General features: G+C 69.7%; 13 protein-coding genes and 1 pseudogene. 6 read left to right on the forward strand and 8 right to left on the reverse strand.

Features of this window, described 5'->3' with window-relative positions:
• From ABZZ22_RS25905 to ABZZ22_RS25920, 4 genes and pseudogenes are all read right to left on the reverse strand, one after another.
• A pseudogene (locus ABZZ22_RS25905) lies at window positions 1–290 on the reverse strand (HNH endonuclease); the annotation flags it as partial.
• A gap of 555 nt (window positions 291–845) precedes the next feature.
• Window positions 846–1,223: a VOC family protein gene (locus ABZZ22_RS25910; RefSeq protein ID WP_354938052.1), complete on the reverse strand. Its 378-nt coding sequence runs from the start codon at window positions 1,221–1,223 to the stop codon at window positions 846–848.
• Window positions 1,224–1,266: 43 nt separating this feature from the next.
• Window positions 1,267–2,043: an SGNH/GDSL hydrolase family protein gene (locus tag ABZZ22_RS25915; RefSeq protein ID WP_354938055.1), complete on the reverse strand. Its 777-nt coding sequence runs from the start codon at window positions 2,041–2,043 to the stop codon at window positions 1,267–1,269.
• A 112-nt stretch (window positions 2,044–2,155) separates the two neighbouring features.
• Entirely contained in the window at window positions 2,156–3,727 is a 1,572-nt protein-coding gene (locus tag ABZZ22_RS25920) for a class I adenylate-forming enzyme family protein (protein WP_354938058.1), read from the reverse strand.
• A 163-nt stretch (window positions 3,728–3,890) separates the two neighbouring features.
• On the opposite strand from ABZZ22_RS25920, the gene ABZZ22_RS25925 reads away from it, so the two are divergent.
• From ABZZ22_RS25925 to ABZZ22_RS25940, 4 genes are read left to right on the forward strand one after another with little or no spacing between them, the layout of a single operon-like run.
• Complete coding sequence (locus ABZZ22_RS25925) at window positions 3,891–4,562, forward strand: hypothetical protein (protein WP_354938061.1); 672 nt, start codon at window positions 3,891–3,893, stop codon at window positions 4,560–4,562.
• Between the two features lie 6 nt (window positions 4,563–4,568).
• Window positions 4,569–5,807 (forward strand): MFS transporter, encoded by a 1,239-nt coding sequence (locus ABZZ22_RS25930; protein ID WP_354938064.1) that lies wholly within the window; start codon window positions 4,569–4,571, stop codon window positions 5,805–5,807.
• Entirely contained in the window at window positions 5,807–6,838 is a 1,032-nt protein-coding gene (locus tag ABZZ22_RS25935; RefSeq protein WP_354938067.1) for a hypothetical protein, read from the forward strand. The genes ABZZ22_RS25930 and ABZZ22_RS25935 overlap by 1 nt, the downstream gene beginning before the upstream one ends.
• A 60-nt stretch (window positions 6,839–6,898) precedes the next feature.
• The gene (locus ABZZ22_RS25940; protein ID WP_354938070.1) at window positions 6,899–7,531 is read left to right on the forward strand and encodes a DapH/DapD/GlmU-related protein; all 633 of its coding nucleotides are present in this window, start codon (window positions 6,899–6,901) and stop codon (window positions 7,529–7,531) included.
• Window positions 7,532–7,542: 11 nt separating this feature from the next.
• Here ABZZ22_RS25940 and ABZZ22_RS25945 read toward each other — a convergent pair whose 3' ends face one another.
• The gene (locus ABZZ22_RS25945) at window positions 7,543–8,220 is read right to left on the reverse strand and encodes a response regulator transcription factor (protein ID WP_354938073.1); all 678 of its coding nucleotides are present in this window, start codon (window positions 8,218–8,220) and stop codon (window positions 7,543–7,545) included.
• Window positions 8,204–8,938 carry an ATP-binding protein gene (locus ABZZ22_RS25950; RefSeq protein ID WP_354938076.1) on the reverse strand — a complete coding sequence of 245 codons (735 nt, stop codon included), beginning with the start codon at window positions 8,936–8,938 and terminating at the stop codon, window positions 8,204–8,206. Before ABZZ22_RS25950 ends, ABZZ22_RS25945 begins: the two co-directional genes overlap by 17 nt.
• Before the next feature lie 246 nt (window positions 8,939–9,184).
• On the opposite strand from ABZZ22_RS25950, the gene ABZZ22_RS25955 reads away from it, so the two are divergent.
• Window positions 9,185–10,273, forward strand: a complete 1,089-nt coding sequence (locus tag ABZZ22_RS25955) for an LCP family protein (RefSeq protein ID WP_354938079.1) — start codon at window positions 9,185–9,187, stop codon at window positions 10,271–10,273.
• Between the two features lie 14 nt (window positions 10,274–10,287).
• On the opposite strand, the gene ABZZ22_RS25960 is transcribed toward ABZZ22_RS25955, so the two are convergent.
• Window positions 10,288–11,250: an MBL fold metallo-hydrolase gene (locus tag ABZZ22_RS25960; protein WP_354938081.1), complete on the reverse strand. Its 963-nt coding sequence runs from the start codon at window positions 11,248–11,250 to the stop codon at window positions 10,288–10,290.
• 47 nt (window positions 11,251–11,297) lie between these two features.
• Between ABZZ22_RS25960 and ABZZ22_RS25965 the strand changes: the two genes are divergently transcribed.
• Window positions 11,298–11,696: a helix-turn-helix domain-containing protein gene (locus ABZZ22_RS25965; RefSeq protein WP_354938084.1), complete on the forward strand. Its 399-nt coding sequence runs from the start codon at window positions 11,298–11,300 to the stop codon at window positions 11,694–11,696.
• A 47-nt stretch (window positions 11,697–11,743) separates the two neighbouring features.
• Here the strand turns inward: ABZZ22_RS25965 and ABZZ22_RS25970 are convergent.
• Window positions 11,744–11,843 (reverse strand): integrase core domain-containing protein (locus ABZZ22_RS25970; RefSeq protein ID WP_354938087.1); only part of this gene is annotated, 100 nt, incomplete at its 5' end.

Raw genomic sequence — 11,843 nt, forward strand, 5'->3', positions numbered from 1 at the left:
CCGATCTTCTTGTCGACCAGCAGCCCGGTGAACATCCACCCCGAGACATCTCTCGCGCCGGTCTCCTCAGCGATGTCACCAGACACCGCGAGGACACGCAGTCTCAGCGCGGCCTGCTTGGCTTGGAGGATCTCCAAGCGCTTCAACCGGTCCTTCTTCTCACCGGTGCGCCAGTAGACGGGGTCGCGGGCGAGGAGGGTGTCGAGGGAGGACTCGATGGCAGCGAGCTCTGCGTCGATCGGGTCTTGGGGGTTGGTGCCCCAGTGGTTGATCTCGGGTTCGAGACTCATCGCCGCCCCTCCTCTCGCGTGTGTGTTCAGAGGCGTGTCGTGATGGGTCTGATTCTACTCCACCAGGCGACGTGGATCTACTTATCTTGGCAGGTCAAACCCGGTTTTCGCGGTGAGCGAACGGCCTCGGACCTGTGGATGGTAAGTGGCCCGAAGGGCCACCCTCCCACCCCATCAACACCACCATTCCGAAGCAAGAATGCGCTGCGCCACACCCGGGCCGCCGCCCCGATAGCCAGCCAGATCTTTTCTCGACATGGTCCGGTGTCCAGGACCGCGTAGCGGCCGGCGTAGCCGGCGGCCGAAGGCCGTCCTTGACTCCGGGGCATGTCGAGAACACCCTCGAAGCCGGGTCGGCGGCCCAGGCTGGCCTTCGGGTGGGACGTTCCGGCAGGGAGGTCTCGACAAGCTCGACCACCGGGGGCAGGGGGTCTCGACAAGCTCGACCACCGAGGACTGGTCGTTCCGGTAAGGAACCGTGTTGGTCTCGACACGCCTCCGCCCAGCGGGGCAGGAGGCCTCGACAAACCCGACAAGCAGGCGAGACCCCCGAACTCACCCGATCCTCCCCCGCCGCCGATCGGTGGTGATGAGCTCGACGTTGACCCCCGCAGCCCGCACAAAAGCGATCAGCTCATCGTCGAACATCTCCCCCGGCTGAGGAGGACTGAGCGTCCGAGCCCCAGCGGCACCGAGCTCCACGAGAGTTGAATCGAGATCAGGAGCCATGAACGCCAGATGATGGAGGCCGTACGCATGCGGCCCGGGCGACAAGGGGGTGATGAGCTTGAGAGAGATCGAATCGGCCTTCTCCAGGAAGACCCCGCGGACCCCGTGACGGGTGTTGACGACCGGGTCCGTGACGCGACGGTAGCCGAAGAGCCGCTCGAAAGCCTCGGCGGTGCGGAGCAGGTCGCGGACCTGGATGCCCACATGGTCAAGTCGAAGGTCGGGCATTCTCGCCTCGCGTCGGAGCTCAGGCGACCGGACTGTGGGCCGCGACGATCTTCAGCAGCTCGGCTGCGACAGCCGTCGAGCCCGCCTCGTTGAGATGGCCGCGGTCATAGGTCAGGTTCTCGTTGAGCACGTAGTAGGGACGGCCGTCCTGGCGGCGTTCCCCGGTGCCCTCCGCCTCGGCGGCGGCGATGTCGACGAGACGCCCGGTGGCGGCGTACTTCTCCCGGATCATCGCGTTGTAGCGCTCCCGGGCGACGTTGTCGGCCGGCCCCATCTCGTCGTCACGGCCCACGGCCGCCTTGACCTTCGACTTCCAGTTCCGGTCGGCGGTGAGCGGCACGGTCGTGTAGAGGAAACGTACGCCGGGATGGGCTGCCTCGACCTCCGCCATCGTCGACACATAGGCGTCGAAGACCGCCTGCACGTCGGTGGCCGCGGTGATGTCGACGTAGCAGAGCTTCATCAGCGCCACGTCCACGTCCTCCCCTGCGGCGCCGTCCATCAGCTCCGTGAACGCGGCGAGCTTGCTGAGCGGATCCTCGTTCACCCCGATGTAGGCGTGCCGCAGCGTCGCGTCCTCGACCTCACCCGCATCGGCCCCACCAGCCACATCGGCCACATCGACACCGGACACGTCGGCGAAGGCCGGCACCGGCACCGCGGCGTCCGCGTACACCTTCGAGACCCCGTCGAGGACGTTCATCCCGACCGAGTTGTGCCCGAAGAGCACGGTGGTCCTCCCCACGACCCGCAGCTCGGACTCGGACGGCTCTGCGACCGCGACCTGATCGTTCATCCCCGGGCTCCTCAACAACCAAGCTCCGGCCAGCGCGACCGCGAGCCCCAACACTCCTGCCCATACGCCGATCAGCAGCCTCACCGACCCAGGCACTTCCCTCCGCGCCATCTCAACCCACCTTGACCCCTTCGCAACCGGCATCGTCCGCGTCACCGATGTCGTCGTCCTGCTCGCCGGCCGGCTCCTGCGCCAGCCGCAGACACATCTCGCGTACGTCGCGCTTGACGACCTTCCCGTTCGCGTTGAGCGGCAGCGCGTCGACGAAGCGGACGACCTCGGGCACCATGTGCTTCGAGAGCCGCCGGCGACAGTGCGCGATCACGTCGGCGCCGCGCAGCACCGACCCGCGCCGAAGCACGATCACCAGCTCGACCCGCTCACCGGCGGCACGGTCCGGGAGCCCGACCGCCGCGGCCGCCACCACGTCCGGCAGCTCGAGAGCAGCCGACTCGACCTCCTGGCTCGCGATCCGGTACCCCCACGACTTGATGAAGTCCTCGGCCCGGTCGACCACGTAGATGTAGCCGTCCTCGTCGACCTTCGCCAGATCTCCGGTACGCAGCATCCCGCCGGGCATCTTGCGCGCCGTCGCCTCGGGGGCGTCGAGGTAGCCAGGCGAGATGTTCGCGCCGCTGGCCCAGATCTCGCCGATCTCGCCGGGACCAACCGGAATCCCGTCACTGTCGAGAACCCGAAGATCCACTCCGGGAATCCCGCGGCCGATCGATCCCGGGCGGCGGGGGAGCTCATCGGGCGGGAGATAGGAGAGCCGCGCGGTCGCCTCGGTCGCGCCGTACATCACGAAGACCTTCGCCTGCGGCTGCGCGTGCATCATCTGCTCGACCAGCGCAGGAGCCAGCCTGCCACCGGCCTGCTGCACCGTCCGCAGCGACGGAAGCGCCGTGGTGCCGAAGGTGCTGTTGCGCAGCAGCATCCCGAAGGTGGATGGAACCCCCGCGACGCCCGTGCAGCGTGCGGACGCCATCCGGTCCACCACCGCCTGCGGGAAGACGATGTCCGGCTGGATCACCATCGCGGCTCCGGCACGCAGATGGGTGTGCAGGAGCGAGAGCCCGAAGACGTAGGTGAACGGCAGCACGACCAGCATCCGATCCTCCGGCGCGATGTCGAGGTAGTCGAGGATCGAGGTCGTGTTCGCCTGGATGTTGCGGTGCGTGATCCGCACGGCTCTGGGATCGCCCGTGGTCCCGGAGGTGAACATGTAGAGCGCGTCTTGGTCCGGGTCGACCTCGACCGCCGCGGACGGGTCGGCCGAGGCCGCTCGAGGCTGCGGGATCAGCCGCTCCTTCCGCTCCACGACGACCGGGACGCTCCTGGGCAGGCTCAGCCGGAGCGCCTCGGCCTGGGCGCGCCCCACCAGCAGCGCGTCGGCGCCGACCCACCCCACTCGGGCCGCCACCTCGTCGGTCGGCAGCGTGATGGCCAGCGGCACCACGACCAGGCCCATCCGGAGCGCGGCAAGATAGGCCGAGACCCAGAACAGCCCGTTGGGCGCCACGATCCCGATCGGCGCGCCCGGAGACAGACCGAGCACCGAGAGCCGTCCGGCGAGCACGGAGACGCTGGCTCGCAGCTCTTCGAAGGTGTATTCGCGACCCGCCTCTACGAGCGCGATCGAGTCCTCGGGCGCTAGCTCGAGAAGAAAGTCAGCGGTGTTCAACGTGGCCCGTCCCCCGGGTACTACGGCCGGGACAGTTCCCGGCAACCGCAACGTTGCACGGCTCCCCTCCATGGACCGTGGCCGGTCCGACATGCTGCCTGAAATTGAGTACGCGGCCCACCCATCGGTCTCGACCGGGCTCCACCGCGCGTCGACTGGTCCCGTGAACCTCAAGCGCCTTCTCCTCTTCGTGCTGCTCGGCGTGCTCGTCGGGATCACGATCTTCTGGGTGCCCGGGCGCTTCGCCGGCTCCTCCCCCGTCGGCGAGGACCGCGATCGCTCTGCGAGCTCCTCGGTTTCCCAGTCGGGCGCGCCACAGGCCGGGACCGACTCCGATCCGAGCGCCGGTTCGGGTTCGGGCCCGACGTCGCAGCCGGATCCCGAACCGGCGACCGAGGCACTGCCCAAGGCGGCCTCGCCCCAGACCGAGTCGGGTCTCCCCGGCCTCTCCGAGAAACCACGTACGAAGCCGGCGGCGCTGGTCGCGGAGCCGCTGCCGAAGCAGGCGGTCCGCAAGGACGCCCTGGTGGCCGGCTACCCGACCGCCCTGGCGCCACCGGCACGCACCACCGTCCAAGTCTCCAGCGTCTCGCCGACCGAGGGCGTGCTCCAGGTGGCGCTGACGGCGAGCTGCCGGCGGCCGTGCGACGTACTGCGTCACTTCCGCACCCGCCTCGCGCAGCACGGCTTCGAGGAGGTCTCGACCACGTCGGTCGAGAACGCCCCAGCGCTGTCGCTGCGTCGTGGCGAGGAGACCGTGAGCGTCACGGTCACCGACACCGGGCGCCGCGACGTCGACTTCAGCCTCTACTCCGTCCTCCACACGTTGGCCTGAGCGCCGGTGTATCTCTCACTCAGCGACCGTCCCACCACGGATGTCGAGCCGCGGAGCGCCGGCGGGCGGGTCTCCCGAACGGTCGTCGTCCTCGGCATCGTCAGCCTGCTGACCGACATCTCCTCGGAGTCGGTCTCGGCGATCCTGCCGCTCTACCTGACCGCTGTCGTGGGGCTCTCTCCGGTGGCGTACGGACTCATCGACGGGCTCTATCAGGGCGTCTCCTCGCTGGTACGGATCGCGGCCGGGTGGGTCGCCGATCGCACCGACCGGCCGCAGCCGGTGGCGCTGGCGGGCTATACGCTGAGCGCGGTCGCCCGGCTCGGGCTGATCTTCGCCGGCGGCTTCGGCACGATCTCGGCAGCGATCTCGCTCGACCGGGTCGGCAAGGGCGTACGCACCGCACCACGCGACGCGATAATCGCAGCCTCCAGCGACCCGGCGCACCTCGGCCGCAGCTTCGGCGTCCACCGGGCACTGGACACGATCGGGGCCACCCTCGGGCCGCTCCTCGCGTTCGTGATCCTGTGGCGGATCGTCGACGGCTACGACACCGTTCTGGTCGTCTCGCTCGGCTTCGCGGTGCTCGGGGTGGCGACGATGGTGTGCTTCGTGCCGTTCCGCACCGGAGCCGTCCGCCGGACCGCTCCGCGTCGCAGCCAACCGCGCCCCAAGGTGCGCTGGCGCACCGTGCTCACGCCCGGTCTCACGCGGGTGACCGGTGTGTCCGCGGTGCTCGCCCTGCTCACCATCGGTGACGGGTTCGTCTATCTGGCGCTGCTGGAGACCGGCGGTTTCGCGGCGAAGTGGTTCCCGGTCCTCTACGTCGGGACCAACGTCGCCTACCTCGCCCTGGCCGTCCCGATGGGCCGGCTCGCGGACCGGGTCGGGCGGATCAGGGTTCTCGTACTCGGCCATCTACCGCTCGCGGTCGCCTACCTGTGCGCCGCGTCCGGGTCCGGCGCACTGTGGACGACGTGCACAGCGGTGCTCCTCCTCGGCGTCTTCTACGCCGCGACCGACGGCACCCTGGCTGCCGTCGCCGGGCAACTGGTCCCCGAGACCGTACGAGCCAGCGGCATCGCCACCGCCCAGACCGCGGTCGCACTGGCTCGCCTCGTCGCGGCCACCGGCTTCGGCCTGCTCTGGTACACCCTCGGCCCCCGGGTCGCGCTGCTCGCGGTCTGCGTGGTGCTGCTCGCCGCGATCCCGGCCGGGCTCGCGGTGCTGCGCAGGGCAGCGTGATGACGACGTCCTGGGCCAGGCAGCGCACGGCCGTCTTCGGCGCGATCGTCGTGCTCGTCACCGCCGGGGTGACGGCGCACGCCCTCTCCGCGATCGCCGAAAACGACCGGCGTACGTCCACGGCGACCGCCGCCACGACCACCACCCTGGCGCAGGTCGAGAAGGGGCCCCGAATCGTCTTCCGCCACACCGGGCGCGACGCCGACTACGGGCACGTCGGCGTCGTGGCGCTGGCCGATCCTGACGGCCCTCGAGCGCTCACCGACCTGAGCTGCGACCGGGTCTATGCCCAGGCCCGGTCGGTCTCCTGCTTGATGACCGAGCGGGGCGTGGTGAGCAGCTACCGGGCGACCGACCTGGCGACCTCGACCCCGGGAGAGGCGTGGCGGGAGGTCGACGGGGCCGACCTGCCCGGGCTGCCCAGCCGCACCCGGCTCTCGCCGGACGGGCGGCTGGTCTCCTCGACGGTGTTCGTCAACGGCGACTCCTACATGGTCAGCGGGTTCTCGACGCGCACCGCCATCCGCCGGATCGGTGGCACGAGCTACGGAGACCTGGAGAAGTTCACGCTGGTCGTCGACGGCCGCCGCGTCACCCCGGTCGACCGCAACATCTGGGGCATCACCTTCACCGACGACGGCCGCACCTTCTACGCCACCGTCGCCACCGGCGGACGAACCTACCTGGCCCGCGGCGACCTCACCGAGCGCTCGCTGACCACCGTCGCCGACCATGTCGAGTGCCCCTCGCTCTCCCCGGACGGCACCCGGATCGCGTTCAAGGAGGCGGACGAGGGCGGCACCCGGTGGACGCCGGCGGTCCTCGACCTCGCCACCGGCCGGCGCACCGTGCTCGCCGGCGAGGCCCGCAGCATCGACGACCAGATCGAGTGGCTCGACGACGACACCGTGCTCTACGGCCTGGCCCGTGAGGGTGAACCGGTCAGCGATGTGTGGGCCCTCGACACCTCGACCACCGCCACCCCTCGCGTACTGGTCCCGGAGGCGTCTTCCCCCGCGGTCCTACGCTGAATCGGGTACGCCGCCCCTCGGCCTGACCCGCAGGCCACCCGGTCCCGGTTTCCTGACCGTATGACCGTTGATGAAGCCGAGGTGGAGCCCCGGATCGAACCCCGGATCGAACCCAGCGCGGACGTCGACGACCGTGCGGTGATCGGCGCCGGAACCCTCGTCTGGCACCTGGCCCAGGTGCGCGAGCACGCGCGGATCGGCAGCGAGTGCGTGATCGGCCGGGGAGCGTACGTCGGCCCCGGGGTCGTGGTGGGTGACCGCTGCAAGGTCCAGAACCATGCGCTGGTCTACGAGCCGGCGGTGCTCGAGGACGGGGCATTCGTCGGGCCGGCGGTGGTGTTCACCAACGACCATCTCCCTCGCGCCGTCAACCCGGACGGCACCCTCAAGGACGGCGACGACTGGGAGGCCGTGGGCGTGACGGTACGCACCGGAGCCAGCATCGGCGCGCGCGCCGTCTGCGTCGCTCCGGTCACGATCGGCGCCTGGGCGACGGTCGCGGCCGGCGCCGTGGTCACCCGCGACGTACCGGACCACGCACTCGTCGTCGGAGTGCCGGCCCGGCGGGTCGGCTGGGTCGGGCACGCCGGTGCGCCGTTGGTCGCCGAGGGAGATGCCTGGCGCTGCCCCACGACCGGCCGGCTCTACGTCCTGCGCGGCACGAGCGAGCACGAGGGCCTGGTCGCCCGCTGACGCGGGAAACGTCAGGCGGCCCGCCACTCGGCCTTGTGGGCGATGCTGATCGCGGCGATCTGCGAGGAGACCCCGAGCTTGGCGAGGATCGACTTCACCTGGGTGCGCACCGTCGCCTCGGAGACGACCCGGACCTTGGCGATCTCGCCGACCGTCGAGCCGTTCATCAGGTGCTCGAGCACCTGCGACTCCCGTGGGGAGAGCTCGGCGAGCCGGCGACGGAACTCGAGCATCTCCTTCTCCTGCCCCGCCCACGCCCTGATCCAGCGCTCACGATCGTCGACGTCGAGCACGCTGAGGCCGTAGTTGAGCCTGCGGACGGTGCCCATGATCTCGCCCAGGGGCACCGTCTTGGACAGCACCGTCCGGGCACCGGCGTGCAGCGCATGACCCCAGCGGGCCTCGTCGGTCGAGCTGGTCACCACGACGACGTCGGCGCCCGACCTGGCGAGCGGCGCGATGAGGCGTACGCCGGAGCCGTGCTGCCCCAGATCGAGGTCGAGCAGCACGATGCGCGGCTGCGAGCGCATGATCAGCGACGTGAGCCTGGCCTCCGACTGCGGCACCTCCGGAAGCTCGACGCGGCGAGCGTCGTACCCCTCGAAGGTGAGCGCCAGCTCGAGCGACTCGGCGAACAGGGTGTGGTCATCGACGAGGACGACCTTCAACCGTTTACGTGGCGAAACCACGGCGGTCCCCTAGGCCCGAGGCACGCTCGCCTGCCCCGTCGTCAGCGCAGCCGAGCAGCGGGATCCCGAGGACGAACGTGGTGCGCTCGCCGGACTCGGAGAGCTCGAGGTAGCCGCCCTGCCGCTCCATGAGGTCGCGCGCGACGTGGAGGCCGATGCCCTGGCCGGTGGAGCCCGGGCCGCTCACGCCCCAGGCGAAGATCCGCCGTCGAAGCTCCGGCGCGACCCCTGGCCCGTCGTCGGTCACGGCGATCTCGACGGAGGTGCTGGGGCGGTCGACCGCACGCACCTCGATCCGGGCCGGGCCGCTCCCGTGGGTCGCGGCGTTGTCGAGAAGCACGTTGAGCGCTTCCGTCAGCTGGTCGGAGTCACCGAGCGCGAGCATCCGGCTGGGGCGCCACTCGACCTCCGTCCCCTTCGCCTCGTGGGCCAGGACGATGGTGCCCACGACGGCGTCGAGGTCGATCACCTCAGCGACCTCGTCATCCTGGCTGCTGACCCGCAGCGACGCCGCAGCCGAGCTGGCGATCTCCTGCTGCTTCTGGACCATCCGTTCGAGTCGTTGCAGCTCGCTCTGCGCCATCTGTGCCAGCGCGGCTCGCCGCTCCCCCTCGACACCGCCGGGCGCGTTCAGCAGCATGGTCGCGGCCCGGATCCCGGCCAGCGCAGAGGCAACCTCGTGCAGCCGGGCGCGCTCGTCCCGACCGACTCGTGACATCGACAAAACACTCCCCTGAAGACTTTCGAACTGCGCCCTCCCAGACACAGCCAGACAGGTGAAACATGTGCGGACCTCGAGAACCGACATGAACCGCCGCCTACGACAAAGGACCCTACTGACCCAAACCCCTGGACGTATTGGCTACCTATTTTTGGTTACCAGCCGTTACCGACTGTTGCCTGAAATTGAGGAACCGCGAGGAGTTGGGCCCCGTGATCGGGCGATGCCGGTTCCCCTGTTCGGATGGCCATGCTCGATGACCCGCCCGTGCCGACGCAGCCGGGACCTGCGGACGGGACCGCACCCGGGTGGCGTCGGCGCGCCCGAAAGCCGCTGATCGGGCTGCTGGTGTGCCTCCTCCTGCTCTGCGCCGCAGGGCTCGCAGGCACCCTGTGGCTCCGGGCGAAGGTGGAGGGAAACATCCAGCGGCTGCCCGACACCTTCACCGGGCTCACCGATCGGCCCGCCAAGCCCACCTCCGGGCCGGCCGCGGACGCGATGAACGTCCTGGTCCTCGGCACCGACACCCGGTCCGACGCTCCCACGACCGGCGCCGAGGCACCCGGGTGGAAGCCGGGGCAGGCCCGCTCGGACACGATGATGCTCGTCCACCTCGACGGCGACCGTCGCTCCGCCTCGGTGATCTCGATCCCACGCGACTCCTGGGTCGACATCCCGGGCCACGGGAAGGGCAAGGTCAACTGGGCCTACTCCTTCGGCGGCCCGACCCTCACCGTCGAGACCGTCGAGAAGATGACCGACGTACGCATCGACCATCTCGCCGTCGTCGACTGGGACGGCTTCCAGGCGCTCACCGACGCCATCGGCGGCGTCGACATCGACATCCCGAAGACCGTCTACGACTCCGCTCGTGGGGTCCGCTGGGAGGCCGGCCGCCACCACCTCGACGGCGAGCAGGCTCTCCTCTACGTCCGCCAGCGCTACGGCCTCAAGGACGGCGACCTCGACCGTGTCGCCCGCCAGCAGGCCTTCCTACGTACGCTGCTCAAGCAGAGTCTCGAGCAGGAGCTGCGCAAGGACCCGGAGCAGGCCCTCGACCTCCTCACCCTCTTCTCGAAGCACGCCTCCGTCGACGACGACTGGTCGGCGACCCAGATGGCCAGGCTCGCCGCCTCCCTCCGCAACCTCCGCACCGACGACATCAGCTACCTCACCGTCCCCACCGACGGCACCGGCATGATCGGCGACCAGTCAGTCGTACGCCTCGACCCCTCCCGCGACCGCGACCTGTGGCGCGCCGTCCGCGAGGACCGAATGGCTGAGTGGGCCGAGGACAACCAAGACCTGATGACGCCTGACGTGGTGCGCTGAGTCGGGATCCTCGCTCACCGGTGGGCCCAGTCGGACGCCCGCTCGTGATCATGGGCGGGAACCACCTTCACCGAGGCCGGCAGGGCATGGAGACGGTGCAGCGTGCGCCAGGTCTGCTCACGGTCGACGTCCACGAGACAGCCGGGGAAGCCGGAACGCTGGCGTAGGTGCTCGATCTGCAGTCCGTGCCACGCGGCGTCTCCGACGAGCAGGACGGGCCCGTCCGCGGTGGCGAGCAGGACGCCGACGCTGCCGGGCGTGTGTCCTGCCAGGTCCACCAGCACGACGCTGCCGTCGCCGAAGAGATCGTGACTCCGCTCGAAGGTGAGAATCGGTGGCCCGTCGAGTGAGAACTCCAGGAGCTTCCGATCGGCGAGCCCGCGGCGTACGCCTCCCACCGGGGCCTGGTCTCCGGCAGCAGCCCAGGTCAGCTCCTCGTCGTGGAGGGCCACCGGCAGGCCCGGGAGGTCGAGCAGCCCCGAGACGTGGTCCCAGTGGGCATGTGTGCTGAGGGCGAGGTCGGGCCTGACTCCCGCCGTCGCGAGAGCCTCGACCGTCGGGACCGTCGTCGCCGGCGGCCGTACGATCCGCCGCAGCAGCGGCTGGAGCTCGGACACCGCCTGCTCGTGAGCATCTCGTGGCACGGCCGGGTCGATGAGAATCGTGGCCTCGGGATGATGGACCACGAAGGACTGGAGACTCAGCCGATCCGCGCCCGGCATCCCCTCGTACAGCAGCCGGCTCGGAACCGGTCGCGGTCGTTGCCGCAGCGTCTGCAGCCGAACGGTTCTCGTCGCCGGCGGCAGCGGGCCCTGAGCGCGCTCCGACAACGAGGCCAGCAGGCGCCGGTCGGCTCGTCTCGGCGCGACGAACGAACGAGCCCCCGCCGCAGCCGTCTGCATCAACTGCCGGGAGGTGTAGGCGGCGGGCAGCGAATCGAGCCCTGCGAACGGATTTGGCCGGTTGCGTAGTTCCATGTCTCGAACGCTAGAACTTAAGGTCGACCTGAAGGCAAGATGTTTCCATGCGGATCTCATTGGCCGCCGACCTCGTCGGTGTACCTGCCCATGTTCTGCGGCACTGGGAGGACGAAGGAGTGCTCGCGCCGAGCCGTCGGAGCGGGAAACAGCGAGACTTCACCGATCAGCACGTGAACGAAGCTCGGATCATCCACCGCCTTCGCCAAGCCGGCATCGGCCTCGCAGAGATCAGAGAGCTCCGATCCGCCCCTGCCGGTCACCGCTCGGCCCGGCTGACCGCCTCAGCCGAGCGGATAGCCGCGGAGGCGACCCGTCTCGATGCAGCAGCCGCGTTCCTGCGCCACACCGCGAGGTGTGAGCATCCGGTCATCGACGAGTGCCGGCAGTGCCACGACTACGCAATCGCCGGAGGCCTGCGAAGCACCCGCACAACACCGGTCTAGGGCGTGTTGATCAAGATGTCTGGGACCGTGGTCGTGATTCACGCGGCCTAGCTGTGATGCCCAGCCAGGTTGTTCAACCTGGTGATGGGTGCGGCCTTCCCGATTGCTGAGTGGGGTCGGTGATGGTTGTACTCGTGGACCCATCCT

Origin of the sequence: Nocardioides sp. NPDC006273 (assembly GCF_040613495.1) — a bacterium.
Classification (GTDB): domain Bacteria; phylum Actinomycetota; class Actinomycetes; order Propionibacteriales; family Nocardioidaceae; genus Nocardioides.